The organism is Allopontixanthobacter sediminis, from assembly GCF_009828115.1.
Taxonomy (GTDB): domain Bacteria; phylum Pseudomonadota; class Alphaproteobacteria; order Sphingomonadales; family Sphingomonadaceae; genus Allopontixanthobacter; species Allopontixanthobacter sediminis.
In genome coordinates this window covers 229030-245272 of record NZ_WTYL01000003.1, presented here as the reverse complement: position 1 = coordinate 245272, position 16243 = coordinate 229030, and the positions used below count along the sequence as shown (strand labels likewise).

At 62.3% G+C, this 16243-nt stretch carries 13 protein-coding genes; 3 read left to right on the top strand and 10 right to left on the bottom strand.

Annotated features, from left to right (window positions below; all coding sequences use genetic code 11):
* Nucleotides 1-5 precede the first annotated feature (5 nt).
* The 4 genes from GRI65_RS11955 to GRI65_RS11940 form a co-directional block, all read right to left on the bottom strand.
* Nucleotides 6-4253, bottom strand: coding sequence for a translocation/assembly module TamB domain-containing protein (locus GRI65_RS11955; protein WP_160756796.1), 4248 nt, complete (start codon nt 4251-4253; stop codon nt 6-8).
* Entirely contained in the window at nt 4253-6253 is a 2001-nt protein-coding gene (locus tag GRI65_RS11950; RefSeq protein WP_332872647.1) for an autotransporter assembly complex protein TamA, read from the bottom strand. The genes GRI65_RS11955 and GRI65_RS11950 overlap by 1 nt, the downstream gene beginning before the upstream one ends.
* A 223-nt stretch (nt 6254-6476) precedes the next feature.
* Nucleotides 6477-7319, bottom strand: a complete 843-nt coding sequence (locus GRI65_RS11945) for an arginyltransferase (RefSeq protein WP_160756794.1) — start codon at nt 7317-7319, stop codon at nt 6477-6479.
* A gap of 175 nt (nt 7320-7494) precedes the next feature.
* Nucleotides 7495-8790: a threonine ammonia-lyase gene (locus GRI65_RS11940; protein WP_160756793.1), complete on the bottom strand. Its 1296-nt coding sequence runs from the start codon at nt 8788-8790 to the stop codon at nt 7495-7497.
* A 120-nt stretch (nt 8791-8910) separates the two neighbouring features.
* Between GRI65_RS11940 and GRI65_RS11935 the strand changes: the two genes are divergently transcribed.
* The 3 genes from GRI65_RS11935 to GRI65_RS11925 all read left to right on the top strand — a co-directional run bounded on the left by GRI65_RS11935 (nt 8911) and on the right by GRI65_RS11925 (nt 12022).
* On the top strand, nt 8911-9810 hold the full coding sequence (locus GRI65_RS11935) for an NAD(P)-dependent oxidoreductase (RefSeq protein WP_160756792.1): 900 nt from the start codon (nt 8911-8913) through the stop codon (nt 9808-9810).
* 23 nt (nt 9811-9833) lie between these two features.
* Nucleotides 9834-11528, top strand: coding sequence for an amidohydrolase (locus GRI65_RS11930; protein ID WP_202391334.1), 1695 nt, complete (start codon nt 9834-9836; stop codon nt 11526-11528).
* 263 nt (nt 11529-11791) lie between these two features.
* Nucleotides 11792-12022: a hypothetical protein gene (locus tag GRI65_RS11925; protein WP_160756791.1), complete on the top strand. Its 231-nt coding sequence runs from the start codon at nt 11792-11794 to the stop codon at nt 12020-12022.
* Nucleotides 12023-12159: 137 nt separating this feature from the next.
* Here GRI65_RS11925 and tatC read toward each other — a convergent pair whose 3' ends face one another.
* The 6 genes from tatC to nagZ form a co-directional block, all read right to left on the bottom strand.
* Nucleotides 12160-12969 carry a twin-arginine translocase subunit TatC gene (tatC, locus tag GRI65_RS11920; protein WP_160756790.1) on the bottom strand — a complete coding sequence of 270 codons (810 nt, stop codon included), beginning with the start codon at nt 12967-12969 and terminating at the stop codon, nt 12160-12162.
* Between the two features lie 6 nt (nt 12970-12975).
* The gene (gene tatB, locus GRI65_RS11915) at nt 12976-13395 is read right to left on the bottom strand and encodes a Sec-independent protein translocase protein TatB (RefSeq protein ID WP_160756789.1); all 420 of its coding nucleotides are present in this window, start codon (nt 13393-13395) and stop codon (nt 12976-12978) included.
* A 48-nt stretch (nt 13396-13443) separates the two neighbouring features.
* A complete protein-coding gene (tatA, locus tag GRI65_RS11910; RefSeq protein WP_160756788.1) occupies nt 13444-13692 on the bottom strand; it encodes a twin-arginine translocase TatA/TatE family subunit in 249 nt (82 codons plus the stop codon).
* 86 nt (nt 13693-13778) lie between these two features.
* Entirely contained in the window at nt 13779-14402 is a 624-nt protein-coding gene (gene scpB / locus GRI65_RS11905; RefSeq protein WP_160756787.1) for an SMC-Scp complex subunit ScpB, read from the bottom strand.
* Entirely contained in the window at nt 14399-15208 is an 810-nt protein-coding gene (locus tag GRI65_RS11900) for a segregation and condensation protein A (RefSeq protein ID WP_232844120.1), read from the bottom strand. Before GRI65_RS11900 ends, scpB begins: the two co-directional genes overlap by 4 nt.
* Nucleotides 15205-16224 carry a beta-N-acetylhexosaminidase gene (gene nagZ / locus GRI65_RS11895; protein WP_160756786.1) on the bottom strand — a complete coding sequence of 340 codons (1020 nt, stop codon included), beginning with the start codon at nt 16222-16224 and terminating at the stop codon, nt 15205-15207. The genes GRI65_RS11900 and nagZ overlap by 4 nt, the downstream gene beginning before the upstream one ends.
* Nucleotides 16225-16243 lie beyond the last annotated feature (19 nt).

Below are 16243 nucleotides of genomic sequence, written 5' to 3'. Positions count from 1 at the left end.
TTTCGTCAGTAGTCCTTGCTGATCTCCGCCGACACGCTCTCGCGCCCGATTGTGGAAATGCTCGCAAGCAACGACAGCCAGCTGGTCACCCGGAATTCCGCTTCCGTGGCGCTGTAACCGCCGCCGTCGGTTATAATCTCGACGTAGAAACGTCGGCCGATGTTCTTGCCGACTGCCACGGCGGTTCCCCGTCCGAGCGCCGGATCGGCGCTGACGATCCTCAACCGGTCGAGACCGATCGCGGTCCGCAACTGGTTTATCGGATCCATGCCCCCGCCGCCGCGCAAGCTCGCCAAGGCGGCCCCCAACTGGAGCGCGTCCGTGGCGGACAATTCGGTAATCGAACCGCCAAACAGCAGCCGCGACAGGATTTCTTCCTCCGGAAGAGGCGGCGTGGAAGTGAAGGTGATCTCGGGCTGCAGGGCGTTGCCCTCGACGCTCACGGTGACATCGATCCCGTCGGCCGAAGTCTCGGCCTCGATATCTACTCGAGGGTCGATCGGCACGTTTGCATCGAAATCGATCTCCCCCCTGGTCAGTTCGAACCGCGTGCCGGCAAAGCTGTAACTGCCGCGGATGACATTCGCTTCTCCGCCAATTCTCGGGTCGCTGGTCGTTCCGCGCAGGATGATATCGGCGGACCATTCACTGTCGAGGCCCATCCCGTCGACGTCCACCCGGCTCGGCGCGCGGGCATCGATCAGGTACCGCCACGGATTCGAACGCACCCGCGACGGGGCGATATCGGCTGCGGTGTTGATCTGGGTGGTCTTGATTTGCGGCAGATCTTCCGCCGAGGCTGCGCTGCCCAGCGTCCAGGCCGCACGATTTATCAAGAGCCGGCCGGCGATGGTTCCACCCGAACCGCTGGAAATGATCCGCAGCGGTCCGGTCACGGTCGCACTGAGCCCGGCGGCGTCGAGCAAGCGCGCGTTTTTGGCGGCAATCTTGATGTCGATCTTCGGGCCGGACGTCGTCAGTTCTCCGAGATCGACCGTTCCGCTGCCGCTGACGCTTCCCCCGTTTACCGCTGTACCGCTGAACCGGTTAAGGCGGAGCAGCGAACCGGCAAAGCTACCGCGCAACGTGATATTGTTCACGTCAGTCCCCGACAGCGCGCTCTGCATCCGCAAATTGTCACTGGATACCGATCCGCGGACCCGCGGATTGTTAAGCGATCCGGTCACGTCGGCCGCTACGGACACCGGACCGGTCAGGTCGAAAGTCTCGATTGCCGAAAGCCGCCACAAAGCATCCGCCGGTCCGGCGAAGCGCAACTGCGCGAAAAGGTCGCCCGCTTCGAGCCGGCTGAGAAGATCGCCCGACGCGGGCATATCGGTAATGCGCGCCTGCATCCGCCCACGGCGCTCTCCGCCCTCGTCGATCACTGCCCGCGTCTCGAGTTGCTGTCCGGTCAGGCGGGAAACCAGCAGGACATCGATTGGCCGGGAGGTGAGCACCAGGCCGGAGCGGCTGAGATTATCGATCTTCAGCCGGGCGCTACCCGCCGGAAGTTGCCCTGCCTGACCGCGATAATCGATGATCCCGGAAATGGTCCCACCAAGACCGAAATCCGCGACGGCGATGTCCACCAGCGACAGCGGCATGTTTGCCAGCTTCAATTCTAGCTCCGTCGGGCCGCGGCCACCGAAACGTCCCTCCGCGATCGCAAACCCGCGTCCGAACGAAATCTGCGACGGAGCCAGTCTCCATCCGCCATCGTCGAGCTTGGTCAGGACCGCACGGCGCGGCATCCCGATCCGGCGTCCGGCGAAATCTCCCCGGGCGACCAGATCGATCCGGTCACTTGCGACGTTGGCGTTGAGCTGCAGGTTGAACCGCCCACCCCTTCGCCCGGACAGCGATGCGGTAATCGGCCCTTGCCCATTGGTCAGGTCCGCCCTGGCTGCCAACCGTCCGATGAACAGGTTTCCGTAGCTGATGCCCTCGGCGAAAATATTGCCGGTGATGGTGCTGCGCGTTTCCAGCGCGTTATCGCTCGATCGAAACAACCCGCTCGCTTCGATGTCAGCCCGGGCGATGGAGATTGGAGTCTCGCCGCCAAAGGACGCGCGTCTGGCTCGAATGTCGACATCGAACGCCTGCCCGCCGCTGCGCGGTGACAGTGCTATAGTGCCGTCCAGTCCGCCGCCGGATAGAGCCAGCGCACCCGACGCGCCAGCGTCCGACAAGGTAATGTCACCGGTGATCGCAGTTTTCCAGACTGTCAGCGTCTCTACCGCGATCCGGGTCGGGCCGCCTTCGGGCGCATAAAGTCCCAGTTGCCCGGCGAACGGCCCGAGCAGCGATCCGCCTTCCGTATCGATAGCGAAGCCTTCTTCGGTCGGCGCTATCGCGACGCGCACGTCCGTCAAGCCTGCGGCCGGCAAGGGGTTGGCGAACACCAGCACAGCTTCGGGTCCGGCGTCAGTCACCGCCGCCTCGACGGTGAAGTCGCCGTATTGCGTGTGGTTGCCCGAACCGGCGAGCGTGGTCGTCCCGCCTGCCACGCGGCCATTCATTCGAAGTGACAACTTGCTCGCACCGACCACCACGTTGCGGAACGTGATCGGCGTCAGCCCTCCGGCGGACGCACCGCCCAGAGTTACCCCGCCGCGAAACGCAATCGCCTCGCCAGCAAGATTGGCCAGCGTAGCGTTGGTTACGTTGGGAATACGACCGTTGAAATCGGCCGCCAAGGTCCACGGAGCCGATGCCGGCAGGGTAAGCAGGATCTTTGCCGTGCCGCTCACATTGCCGACATTCTCGAGCGGCAGACCCGTGACATTGACGGGTCCCGCCAACGCATAGGTGCCTCGTTCAACGTCGCCTTGGAGTGCGAGGCGCGCCGTCAGGTCGCCGAAATCTATCACGAGATCGTCCGACAGCACGCGGTTGCCGGTATAAAACACCGTTCCGTTCAAGCGTCCGCCAACCAGCCGCGGGTCCAGCAGAGCAGTGCCAGTAGAAACCCGCTCCACCTCTGCCGTAAGCGGTAGCACCCACCGAGTTCCGTCATAGGTTGCGGTGCCCTGTTGGGTGATGCCGGTAATCACCGTTTCGCCCGAAACAAACCGCTCGACCGCAAGTTCGTGCGGGATCGACAGGTCGCGGAATGCGCCGTCCAGCGTCGCACTAAGCGAGGCACCTTCGAGCCGCAGATCACTTCCGAGCAACGCAGGATCCGTCAGCCGCGCACCAATTTCAAGAGTTTGGAACGCGTTGCCAGCGAGATCGACGACGCCGGCGGCTGTCGCTTCAACCGCTTGGCCGAATAGCCAGACGTTGCCGTCCAGCACACTGTCTTCGAGGGTGCCCCTGGCAATCAAGCCGACTGCTTCGCCCAACGCGCTGGCGGGCAACCCCGTCAGCCAGGGCTCAGGATAGGCTTGTCCGGAAATCGTATACTCGCCAGCGCGGTTGGTAATCATGAAGGCCGCAGCGCGCTCCTCGGCTCGCCGGACCAGCAATGCACCCTTCCAGCTGCTCCAGGTCCCGTCACCGGTAATGACCCCGCGGTACGGCGCATCCGCGCCCAGCATACCCGCCAGCACGCCGTCCTGCGGGGCGATGTAATCCATCTCGATATCGAATTTGTCGCCATCGGGCTCCGCGTCGATCAGGGCGTATATCCGGTCCCGCTGGCCGAGCCGGCCATCGGCTTTCACGAACACCCGTCCGTCGCGGATATCCGTCTGGGCAGTCAAGTTGACCCGCTGCGCCTCTTCTCCTGCGATGCCCGGCGCCAGGGTCAGGTCGTCGATCACGAACCGGTCGATCCGGATGTCGAAATCGGGGAGGATCGGAGCGTCCGGATCTCCCGGAAGCAATTCCGGCATGCGCAGCAAATCGCCGCGACGTGCCGTAAGATTGCGGATGTCCAGCCCCTTGGTGATCCAGCTAAGCGGCCGCCAGTCCAGTTCCACAACCGGAATCGTCAGGAATCTTCCCTTGGGATCAAGCAGCACGACATCATGCAGCACCGCCTCGCCAAAAATATCACCGTCAATGCGGCCGACTTCGAACCGGAGTCCCGACGCAGGTGCCACCTGGGCGATCTGGTCGGCAATGAACCGCTTGCCGATCGGGCTGTTGAGCACCGCGAACGCGGCTATCAGCAGTATCGCCAGCGCTGCGAGAGCACCTACGACCCACCGCGTAATCCGGCGGCTACGGCTGCGCCGTGCCGGGCTCGTTGCCGGATCCTGATGACCGACTTCCTGACCCTCGACTTCATCCACGCCGTCAACCATCAGAAAGCCTGACCAAGCGAAACGTAGACCGCGATCGGGCTGTCATTGGGGCCTGGATTGATGGGCGTCGCGACATCGACGCGGATCGGCCCGAAGCCGGTGTAATAGCGCACCCCGACACCCGCCCCGATGCGGATATCATCGAAATCGGGCGTCGGGCCGGTTCCGACCGAGCCAGCGTCGACAAATGGCACCACAGCAAGGGCACCATCGAAAAAGCCGGTCTTGATGCGCGCTTCGAACGACAGCTCGACCAGCGAGCGTCCGCCGCTTGGTTCGCCCAGCGTGTCCTGCGGTCCGATGGCCTGGTAGCCATAACCGCGGACCGAACTGCCGCCGCCTGCGTAAAAGCGGCGTGACGGTGCGATATTCTGCAGCGCAGTTCCTGGGATGCTGCCGAAGCGAGCACGGGTCGCCAGCACGACCTTGTCATTTATCTGTTTGTAGTAACTCGCATCGACCTGGCTGCGGAGGTAGAAGCTCTCCGTCCCCTCGCTCCGCGAAATCTCTGGCGACAGCCGTGCGCCCAGCCGGAATCCTTCGGTCGGGTCGAGCAGGTCATCCGTGGAATCGATCAGGCCCCGTACCGGCAAGGCGGCGATGAAGTAGGTCTGCCGTTCTTCCTGCAGACCGTCGACCCCGGCGGGCCGTTCGGCTGTCGCCAGCAATTCGAAACCGACGCCCCAGCTGAACGGCTTCTGGAACAGCAGGTTGGACACGCGCTCGTATGTACCCACAAGCGCGGCGGTGTTGGCGTCGAAGGCGTTATTGTCGACCGTGGAGGCGTACGCATCCAGCGTCAGCACCCGGTCACGTCCGCCAAAATTGTTCTTGCGGAAAGTTATCCCCGCCAGCTGTTCCTGGGTACCGATGATACCGCGCAGGCGCAGCGCGCCTTCGGAAGGGAACAGGTTGCGGTGTTCCCAACTGGCGGCGACGCGAATACCCTCTTCAGTGCCGTAACCGATCGCGCCAGCTATGGTCCGCAGGGGCGCCTCGGTCAGCGCTACATCCATCGCCACGACGCCCGGCTGGTCGCCCGATGGCGGGGTCACTTCACGCGGCGTCACCACGACCGTCGATACCAAGCCGGTGGCGGTGATCGCGCGCCGAAGATCGAGCGCAAGGCTGCGCTGATAGACATCGCCTTCATCGAAACGGGCGATTGTCTCTAGGTGCTTGCTGGAAAGGAATTCCGGCATGTCACTGATGACGTTCCCGAAGACATACTTGCCCTTGGGCAGTACGATCATCGTCAGATCGCCCTCGGTCCGGGCGTGGTCTACCAGCAGTTCCGGTTCATTGATTTCCGCGAACGGATAACCAGTCTCGCCGAGCGCGACGTCGAGATCGATCTGCTCCTCGACGATGGCATCGCTCGAAAGCGGATCGCCGGTGTTAATTTCGAATGCCTGGCGCAAAGCGCCCGCGTCGGGTGCCTGGCTCAGCTCGCCCAGGTTGATGGCACCAAACCGGAACAGGGGACCGGGAATGATGTCGAACCGCACCGAGGGCTTCGCCTGCGCCGCGCGTTCAGGAGGAGCTTCCGACCCGGCCGCTTGCTCGCGGCGCCCGGTGCGACCCGATACCGAGCGAATGATCTGGGCGTCGTAATAGCCGTAGATTTCGAGCAATTGTTCAAGCAGTTCCTCGTCCGCCCGCGCCCGTGCGGCCAATTGCGCGATCGAGCCTTCTTCGTCCGACAGGCTTTCGATCGTGGACAGCGCTTTGAACCGGCTGACGAATTCCTCCCTTACCGGGAAAGATGCAGCTTCGACCGGAAATGCGAGTGTCAGCTGGTCGTTGACCTGCTCCAACTGGGCATCGGCGAGCGCCGCGAACTCGTCATCCGTTTCTTGCCCCTCGATACCTTCCACTTCGGCGAATTCGATCGTTTCATCCCGCGGAAGGCGAACCAGTTCCGGCAGTTCCAATTGCTCGTCTGGCCACGGAACTTCCATCGCAGGCAATTCCGCCAAGGGTGAATTGGGTTCGAGCACCGGTTCCGAAAGTTCATCTACCGGAGTATTTGCCGTATCGATGTCGTCAGCCCAGTCCTCCGGATTTTCAACCGCAGAATCGGGGATCAGGTCTTCCAGCCGGGGCGGCGCCTGGGTGTCTTGCGCCAGCGCGGCAGACGCGGATAGCGACCCGCTGACAATTAGCAGTCCGGCGAACGCGCATGGCAGTCGCCAAACGCGTGCTATGCCATTTAAAGCGATGCTATTTAAGGTTGTATTGGTCCTGGGTGCCGTCCTTGGCCGGACTGGAGACGGCTGCGGCATCCCGCTCCACACCGCTGAAGGTGTCGGAAATGAGATCACTTTGCTGATCGGGTGAGAATTGCTGCCAACCGTCACGGGTGAGCCGCTCCATCGGACGATAGCGGATCTTATACCGCATGCGATCCGAACCTTCGACCCAATAGCCGAGGTAGACATAAGGCAGACCCTGTTCCGCCGCACGGCGGATGTGATCAAGGATAATGTAATTGCCAAGCCCGGACCGTGCCTCGTGTTCAGGATCATAAAAACTGTAGATCATCGACAAGCCGTCGCTCTGACGATCCGTTAGACAAGCCCCAATCAATCGGCCCGGTTCCCCATCTTCCGAAGGCTCTCTATATTCAATAACATAGCTCGAGACGGGCGTATGTTCCACCATATCTGCATAGTCAATCTCATCCATCGAGGCCATGCCGCCACCCGGGTGGCGAACACCGAGATAACGCTGCAAGAGTTCGAATTGTTCCTCGGTGGCCCACGGGCGACATTCGGTGGTCACCAGGTCGCTGTTGCGCCGCAAATTCTTGCGCTGGGTAGAAGATGGCTCAAACTCGTCAGTGATCACCCTCACCGACACACAGGCGCTGCAATTGCTGCAGCTCGGGCGGTAAGCGACCGTCTGGCTTCGGCGAAATCCGATTCGGCCCAGCGCTTCGTTCAGCTGGTCCGAGTTCGGACCCTTCAGTTCCGTGAACACCTTGCGCTCGCTGCGACCCGGCAAATAGGGACACGGCGCGGGCGTCGTCACGAAGAAGCGAGGGAAGCGAACGTGGGCCGTCACGGCAGCTGAAAATCCTTTCGGCAGGGAATCGCTCGGTCGGCGCGATCTGCCTCCGGACTATGCCATTTGATAACCGCCAGTAAAAGGTCCTTAACCATCTAATACGGTTAAGCGTTTCTTATTTTGCACAGTTTCCGGAATATGACCGGCGCCATTCGGGCGAAATCTCCCGCTGTCAGTCCAGTTCCACCGGATTGACCACGTAGCCGGAGGTTCGCAGCGACTGCACCAGTGCGTCGAGCTGTTCCCGGTCACGCGCTTCGCACTCGATATCGGTGATCAAGCCCTTGGCTGGCAGGTTGGTGAAAATCCGCTGGTGATAGATCTCGATGATATTGACGTTGTGCTCGTGGAACGCGCTCATGACCTTGTAGAGCGAACCGGGGCGATCCTGCAGGGTGATGCGCAGGCGCGCCAAACGGCCAGAGCGAGCAAGATCGCGTAGCAGCACGTTTGCCAGCAGCCGCGTGTCGATATTGCCGCCACACAGGACGAGCCCGATCTTGCGGCCGGCGAATTTCTCCGGATGCGCGAGCACTGCAGCGAGGCCTGCAGCCCCGGCTCCTTCGACCACGGTCTTCTCGATCTGCAGCAATAGCGAAACCGCCTTCTCGAGCGCCGCTTCGTCTACCAGCAGGATATCGTCGACCCGGTCGGCAACGACCCGCGACGTGAACTCGCCGGGATATTTGACTGCGATACCTTCCGCCAGCGTATCCCCGCTACACGGCATTTCGGTGCCTTTTATCTTGGCGTACATCGATGGAAACAGAGCCGCCTGGACACCGTATACCTTCATGTCGGGCTTCAGCGCGCGCGCAACCGTAGCCATTCCGGAAATCAGCCCGCCGCCGCCAATCGGGGTGACGATGCAATCGAGATCGGGCGCATCCTCGAACATTTCCAGCGCGACCGTTCCCTGGCCCGACGCGACATCGGGATCATCGAACGGATGGACGAAGGTAAGTCCGAGCTCGATCTCCAGCTTGCGCGCATGGGCGTAGGCTTCGTCGAACGTCTCGCCTTCAAGTACGACCTGGCCGCCAACGCTTTCCGTCTGCATGACTTTGACCGTCGGCGTGGTGCGCGGCATGACGATTGTCACCGGCACGCCCAGCCGCCGCCCGTGAAAGCTGAGCCCCTGCGAATGGTTGCCGGCCGAAGCCGCGATCACGCCCCGCGCCCTGCGCTCCGGGTCCATCAGCAGCAGCGCATTGAGCGCACCGCGTTCCTTATACGCGGCTGTGAATTGCAGGTTCTCGAATTTCAGCCAGATCTCCGCGCCGGTCATTTGCGACAGGGTGATGCTGTGCATCGTGGGCGTGCGCACCACCGCGTCCTTGATCCGTTCCGCAGCCGCGCGAATGCTCTCGATCGACAGGGCCTCGATCGGCGCGTCGCAGGGGTGATCGCGGGGCGCCGTAGCAGCAGGGTTCGCGTTTACGGGCGACAGGGAAGGACTGGTGTTCATGGCATTCCGATAGGCGAATTGTTGCAGCGGGGAAACAGGCGCCAGCATTTTCCTGCCAATGCCATTATATTTTCGGCCAATGGATTTGCTTTGCGCGGCGTCTTGACGCATTCCGCCCCGATGATCGTACAAGGTAAAGTCGCATTCATCGGGCTGGGCGTGATGGGCGGGCCGATGGCAGGCCACTTGCTCTCTGCCGGCAATCGCCTCGCTGTGTTCAACCGCACCCGGAGCCGGGCGGAAAGCTGGCTGGAGGAACAAGGCAACCGGGGCCGTAGCGCAGAAATCGCCGCCACCCCTGCCCTCGCAGCGCAAGGTGCGGAGATCGTCATTACCTGCGTCGGCAATGACGAGGATCTCCGCGAGGTTACCCTCGGCGCCGACGGGGCATTCTCGGCCATTGAGCCGGGTGCGTTGTTCATCGATCACACCACCGTTTCGGCAAACAGGGCGCGGGAATTGGGGGCGGCGGCAGGCGAGCAGGGTTTCATGACCCTCGACGCCCCGGTCTCCGGCGGACAGGCGGGCGCGGTCAGCGGCAAGCTGGCGGTCATGTGCGGCGGAACCGGGGAAGCGTTCGAGCGCGCCCGCCCGGTGATGGGCGCTTATGGCGCGCGGATCGTCCATGTCGGGGCATGCGGCGCTGGTCAGACGGCCAAGATGGCCAACCAGATGTGTATCGCGGGCATCCTCCAGGGGCTCAGCGAAGCGATCCGCCTGACGGTCGCCGCGGGCCTTGATACCGACAAGGTTCTGGAGGCGATATCCGGCGGGGCCGCGCAAAGCTGGCAGATGGAAAACCGCTGGCCGACCATGGTTAAGGACGAATTCGATTTCGGTTTCGCAGTCGACTGGATGCGCAAGGACCTTGGTTACGCGCTTGAGGAAGCCGACCGGCTGGGCCTCGAGTCGCCGGTGACTGCGATGGTCGACAAATTCTATGCTGAAATTCAACAGACCGGCGGGGGCAGGCTCGACACAAGTTCGCTGATCCGCCGCCTGCCGCGAGGAAACACTTGATGGAACGAACCCCGATGTCCCCCATGACCGCAGACCGCCTTGCTTACGTCTTTTCATGCTCCGCCGCTGCGTTGGCGCTCGGAATTGCCGCACCGGCCGCGGCGGATACGCTGGTCGACAACGTGCAAGGCATCACTATCGACGAGGATGGCAAGGTCGACCGCTTCACCGGCCTGTGGATCGATGATGACGGCAAGGTCAAACTGGTCCTGAAGCGCGGGGACCAGCGCCCCAGCGGGGTCGATTACCTGCTCGACGGAAAGGGGCAGTTCGTCATTCCCGGGATGATCGACGCCCATGCTCACGTCCTGGGCGTGGGATTTGCCGCGCTGACGCTCGACCTGTCCGACACCGCGTCGCTCGCCGAAGCGCAAGCGAAGATCGCCACTTACGCCGCGGAAAACCCCGGGCGCCGCTGGATTGTCGGCACCGGCTGGAACCAGGAGAAATGGGGTCTCGGCCGATTTCCCACCGCTGCCGAACTGGACGCCGTCGTTTCCGACCGTCCAGTCTGGCTAGAGCGGGTAGACGGCCATGCCGGATGGGCCAACAGCGCTGCAATCAACCTTGCCGGGGTGACCGCCGCCAGCAAGGACCCGGCGGGCGGCAGGATCGAGCGTGCTTCCGGCTCGCGGGCACCCTCAGGCATTTTTGTCGACGAAGCCATGAGCATGGTCGCCGCGAAAGTGCCGCGACCCCGGCCTGAGGACCGCGACCTCGCCCTGCAGGAAGCGCAGGAGATCATGCTTCGAAACGGAGTCACCGCAGTCGCGGACATGGGCACCAGCATCGAGGATTGGCAGAGTTTTCGTCGAGCAGGCGACAAAGGCGCGCTCAAGATGCGGATCATGTCGTACGCCGGCGGTGTCGATGCGATGGAACTGATCGGCGGGCCTGGGCCTTCGCCGTGGCTTTATAACGACAGGCTGCGCCTCAACGGCGTTAAGCTGTATCTCGACGGTGCCTTGGGTTCGCGCGGTGCGTGGCTCAAACAGCCCTATGCGGACGATGCCGGCAATGTCGGGCTACCGTCGATGAACTCCTCGCAGCTACGCAATTTGATGAGCCGCGCCGCGTTGGACAAATTTCAGGTCGCGATCCACGCGATCGGCGATGCCGCAAATTCCGAGGTGCTGGGGGCGATCGAGGATATGTCCGGTACCTACGAAGGCGACCGGCGCTGGCGGGTCGAGCATGCCCAGATTGTCGATCCCGCAGAACTCGCGCTGTTCGGCAAGCACGGGATCATCGCGTCGATGCAGCCGGTACACCAGACATCGGACAGGACGATGGCGGAAGCCCGGCTTGGCCAAGGCCGGCTCGCCGGGGCCTATGCGTGGAACAGTATCGCCGATGCAGGCGCACCGCTGGCGTTCGGTTCGGACGCTCCGGTCGAATCGATCGATCCTTTCGCGGGCCTCGCCGCCGCGTTTACCCGGACAGACGCTGCGAGCCAGCCTTTCGGCGGCTGGCAGCCTCAGGAACGGGTCACACGCGAACAGGCGCTGACTGCGTTTACTTATGGCGGCGCTTTTGCAGGCTTTGCCGAAGGACGCTTCGGCCGACTGGTGGAAGGCGAGCGGGCCGATTTCGTGCTGGTCGACCGCGATCTGCTGTTAGCCTCGCCGGAAGAAATTCGGGCCACCCAGGTGCTGCAGACGTGGGTGGGAGGCGAAAGGGTCTATGATTCGGAAGAAAAAGGGGGCAGCCGGCGATAACCAGACGGTCGGATTAGGACTTTCTTTGGATATTTGCGCTAGTGTCCCGAATGTCAGGAACTGGAGCACTGCGCGTCCCTTACAGTGATCAGCCTAAGGACAAACCGTTTGGTTTGCCGGGTTGCGACAGTAAAGGGCCGAAATGGTGTCACAATTTTGGCACATCACGGTTCTTTTCAACCCAGCGGGGTTGCCACCCAAGGTCACTTGTCCTAACAGGACACCGAGTTTTGAAAAAATGCCCCTCTAAGGAGAGTTAATCTATGAAATTCCGTAATTTGCTTGCCGCTACGGCTGCTCTTTCACTCGCTGCTTCGCCAGCACTTGCTGCGCCTTCGGCCAGTGTCGATCGCGTTTCCGCTCCTGTTGCTCAGGAAGAGAGCGACCTTGAAGGTGGTTCGGGCATCATTATCGCGCTTCTGGCTGCTGCAGCCGTTATCGCTGGTATCGTGATCGCTGCCGGCGGCAATGACGACGATCCAATCAGCGCCTAAGGCGTACTGACATAGACACTAAAAACGGGGCCATACGGCCCCGTTTTTTTGTGTCCAATCCCGATTTACACAAAGTCGCCCGCGCAAGTTCCGTATTATGTGCCGCGCGCGGCAAAAGAATTCTCCGAGCGTTATACTTAGGGAGTGTTGGGTTTTTCGGTAGTTTCAGCAGACTCTGCTTCCACTGCCTTGCGGTCACGCCGTTCGCCTAGCCACATGATACCCAGCGATCCTTCGAACAGCAGCAGCAGCGGCACCGCCAGGATCAACTGAGACCCTGGATCAGGCGGCGTCACCACCGCCGACACGATCAGCACCAGGACAATAATATAGCGCCGCGCGCCGACCAATTGTGAGCGGGAGACGATACCCGCACGGTTCAGCAGCAGCAGCAGCACCGGCAGCAGGAAGCTGATCCCGAACGCGAGGATGAATTGCATCACCAGCGCCAGATACTCACCTGCGGATGGCAGTGCCTCGATCTTCAGCCCGCCGGCCGAGCCTTCATAACCAAGGAAGAATTTGAAGGCGGTCGGCATCACCACGAAATACGCGAGCGATGCGCCCGCCGTGAACAGCACGGGGGTCGCGATTAGAAACGGCAGGAATGCTTTCTTTTCCTTCACATACAAACCGGGCGCGACGAACGCCCATAGCTGGTTGGCGATGATCGGGAAGCTCACGAAAAACCCTGCAAACAGCGCTACCTTCAACTCGACGAAGAACACTTCGTAAAGCTGGGTGAAGATCAACTGGCCGGTTCCCGGGGGAAACGCCTCCGTCAGCGGGCGGACTAGGAATCCGAGAATCTCGTTGGCGTAAACAAAACAGCCCGCAAAGGCCACCACGAGCGCCAGCACGCAGCGCATCAGGCGGCTTCGAAGCTCGATCAGGTGATCGAGCAACGGAGCCTGCGTTTCGTCGATATCGCGAATCTTTATCGCCACGGCTGTCTATTGACCTTCCGGCTTGCCGAGCGGCAACAAGGGTTCATCCTTGTCCGCCTCGACGTCCTGTTGAGCGGCGCTCGCATCCGGATGAGATTTTTGAGTCACTCCGGTTTTACCCTCGGCAGTGGCGGACAGCGGGGTCATCTCTGGGCCGATCTCGGCAGGCCCACCCTCGCCCCCGGCATTGTCAGGATTTTCAGCCATGATTTTGGCATTCTGTTCGCGCCACTTCTTTTCCATCTCCTCCATTTCAGCTTCGCGCACCATGGCATCGAAACCGGAACGGAACTGGGCGGAAACGCGGCGGATCTTCCCGATCCAACGCCCGGCCGTGCGCAATGCGAGCGGCAGGTCCTTGGGACCGATGACCAGCACGGCCACGATCACGATGACCAGCAATTCGCTTGCACCAATATCAAACATTTAAGCGGCTCGCCTTAACGATCAGGGGCCAAAAAATCGGGAAGCGGATTATCCCAGGGTATCGGATTTCTTCGCGGGGTCTTCCGTCGTCGCAGTGGTCGCCGGCTTGGCGTCCGCGGCCGGCCCTTCGATGCGCTGGGCCGATTTGCCTGGCGCAGTGTCTTCTTCGTTCATGCCCTGCTTGAAGCTTTTGATCCCCTTGCCGAAATCACCCATCATTTCGGAAATCCGGCCACGCCCGAACAGGACGAGGATAACCAGCGCAATGATAATAAGCTGCCAGGGGCCGAGCGACATGATGAACCTTCCGATTGAGTGTGATGGCAATATAGGCGCTTACCGGTGCATATTCCAGCGCCGTTTCAAGCGCTGCAATTCCGCGGTCACTCTGCCTGGGGGATGGCGGTGTCCGGCGCTTCCGTAACGTCGAAGCCCTCTTCCAGGCCGGTCAGCGCATCATAGGCATCGTCTACCGGATCAAGCAACCCGGTTGCGCGCAGTTCGTCGATACCCGGCAGGTCCCGGCGCGATGCGAGGCCGAAGTGCTCAAGGAACTCTGGAGTCGTAGCGTAGATGACCGGACGGCCCGGCACCTCGCGGCGCCCCGCAACTCTTGCCCATCCCGCTTCCAGAAGGACATCCAGCGTGCCCTTGGCCGTCTGCACCCCGCGAATCGATTCGATCTCGGCTCGGCTGACCGGCTCGTGATAGGCGATGATCGCGAGCACTTCGGTGGCCGCGCGCGACAACCGGCGGACCTGCTCCCGTTCGCGCCGCAGCAAATGGGCAAGGTCCGGCGCGGTTTCGAAATGCCAGCGCTTGGCCCGCTCGACCAGGTGAACGCCGCGCGGCGCATAATCGGCGGCGATATCTTGCAAGGCTGCCCGAATATCGGCGAGCGCCGCAGCGCCCAGATGGGCTGCCAGGGCTTCCACGCTCATAGGCGTCTCGGAAGCAAACAGGGTCGCCTCCACTGCTCGCTGCAATTCCCCCGGGCCGGAATTCACGCGGGGACCCGCCGCAAACGTAGCGGGCCGAAAATCACGTCCTGCGCCAATTCCGCGCGCCCGGTTCGGGCCAATTCCAGCGCCGCGACGAAGCTAGACGCGAGCGCTGACCGGCGCAGGCGCGGTTCGGCATGGGGCGGCAGGAATTCTTCCAGCAGTATCCAGTCGAGCGTGACGCCCAACATTGCCGAAACCCGGTCGACCGCGCTTTCCAAAGTCATCACCGGGCGATTGCGGACCATGTGCACCGCCGGGGCCGTCCGCGCCTTGACCTGCCCGTAGGCCTGGACCAGCGCGAACCAGTCGCATCCCCACTGTGTCCGGCGATCGATCCGCAAACCCTCTGGCGATCCGCGCAAGAACACATCGCGCCCGATCCGGTCCTGCGCCATCAGCCGGGCGGCCGCTTCCCGCATGGCGCCCAGCCGCTGGAGACGTAGCTGCAACCGCAAGGCCAATTCTTCCGGGCCCGGTTCTTCCTGCTCTTCCTTCGGCAGCAGCAGTGACGATTTGAGATAGGCCAGCCACGCTGCCATCACCAGATAATCGGCCGCCAGTTCGAGCCGCATGGCTTCTGCCCGGTTGATGTAGACTAGATATTGGTCGACCAGCTCGAGGATCGAGATCGAACGCAAATCAACTTTCTGTCGACGGGCGAGGTCGAGCAGAAGGTCCAGCGGTCCCTCCCACCCGTCAAGTTCGAGATAAAGCGCAGCGTCATCGTCCGGCGCTGATCCGGGGCCGGTCCATTCATCTTCGTCCGGGTCATGCCCCTGAAGATCAAGCACCATATCCGGAGCGTTCATGCGGCAACCCCCGCTGCCGCGAGCAGCGCATCCCGCCGCGCCAGCAGTTCCGTCTTGTCGTTCTGAGGTCCGTCGATGCGCGTGACGGCCAGCGCCCGCTCGAGCCGCTGGGCCGTCTTGCCCGGCATCGCTGGCAGTCGTTCGGCAATCCCGCGCATATCGTCCATTCTCGCCCAGCAATTGAGCACCAGGTCGCAGCCGGCCGCAAGCGCCCGTCCAGAGCGTTCCGGAATAGTCCCGGAAAGAGCTTCCATATCGATGTCATCGGTCAGCAGAAGCCCATCGAAACCGATCCGCTGGCGAATGATGGTCTCGATAACATAGGGCGAAAACGTCGCCGCATTCTCAGCATCCCACTCCGTAAACAGCAGATGGCCGGTCATACCGATGGGGGCGTCTGCCAGCGCCTTGAACGGGGCGAGATCGATCTCCAGCTCCGCTTCGCTGGCGGTGACAGTCGGCATTTCCTTATGCGTGTCGGTGGTGGTCCGGCCATGTCCGGGCATGTGTTTGATGCAGCCTGCCACACCTGCGCGGGCCAAACCGTCGAGGATCGCGCGGCCCAGCGCGGCCACCCGCAGGGGTTCGGAGCCAAGCGCACGGTCGCCGATCACGTCATGCGCGCCGGGCTGGCGGACATCGAGCGGCGGGTGGCAGTCGACGGTGATGCCGGCGTGCGACAATTCAATGCCTAGTGCCTCGGCATTCGCCCGCGCCGCTTCGATCGCGGTTGCAGGGGCGATATCGTACAGGCGGTCGAACACCTCGCCAGCCGGAAAGCCCGCCCAATGCGGCGGGCGCAGGCGCGCGACGCGGCCGCCTTCCTGATCGATACAGATGAACAACCGGTCCCGCCCGTGGAGTTCGCGCAACTCGTCCGTTAGCGAGCGAACTTGTTCTGGCGTATCGCAATTGCGCCCGAACAGGATGTAGCCCGCCGGATCGGCCTCGCCGAAGAACGCGCGCTCTTCTGCGGTAAGACTATGGCCGGAGATACCGAAAATGGCAGGTGTCATGCTGTGAAAGTCGCAGGAA

Excerpts from the sequence above, each read along its gene's own strand:
- GRI65_RS11935 (WP_160756792.1), top strand. The coding sequence starts at position 8,911 with ATGATCGTACAAGGTAAAGTCGCATTCATCGGGCTGGGCGTGATGGGC.
- GRI65_RS11940 (WP_160756793.1), bottom strand. The coding sequence starts at position 8,790 with ATGAACACCAGTCCTTCCCTGTCGCCCGTAAACGCGAACCCTGCTGCT.
- tatA (WP_160756788.1), bottom strand. The coding sequence starts at position 13,692 with ATGTCGCTCGGCCCCTGGCAGCTTATTATCATTGCGCTGGTTATCCTC.
- GRI65_RS11955 (WP_160756796.1), bottom strand. The coding sequence starts at position 4,253 with ATGGTTGACGGCGTGGATGAAGTCGAGGGTCAGGAAGTCGGTCATCAG.
- tatB (WP_160756789.1), bottom strand. The coding sequence starts at position 13,395 with ATGTTTGATATTGGTGCAAGCGAATTGCTGGTCATCGTGATCGTGGCC.
- nagZ (WP_160756786.1), bottom strand. The coding sequence starts at position 16,224 with ATGACACCTGCCATTTTCGGTATCTCCGGCCATAGTCTTACCGCAGAA.
- GRI65_RS11900 (WP_232844120.1), bottom strand. The coding sequence starts at position 15,208 with ATGAACGCTCCGGATATGGTGCTTGATCTTCAGGGGCATGACCCGGAC.
- GRI65_RS11925 (WP_160756791.1), top strand. The coding sequence starts at position 11,792 with ATGAAATTCCGTAATTTGCTTGCCGCTACGGCTGCTCTTTCACTCGCT.
- GRI65_RS11930 (WP_202391334.1), top strand. The coding sequence starts at position 9,834 with ATGACCGCAGACCGCCTTGCTTACGTCTTTTCATGCTCCGCCGCTGCG.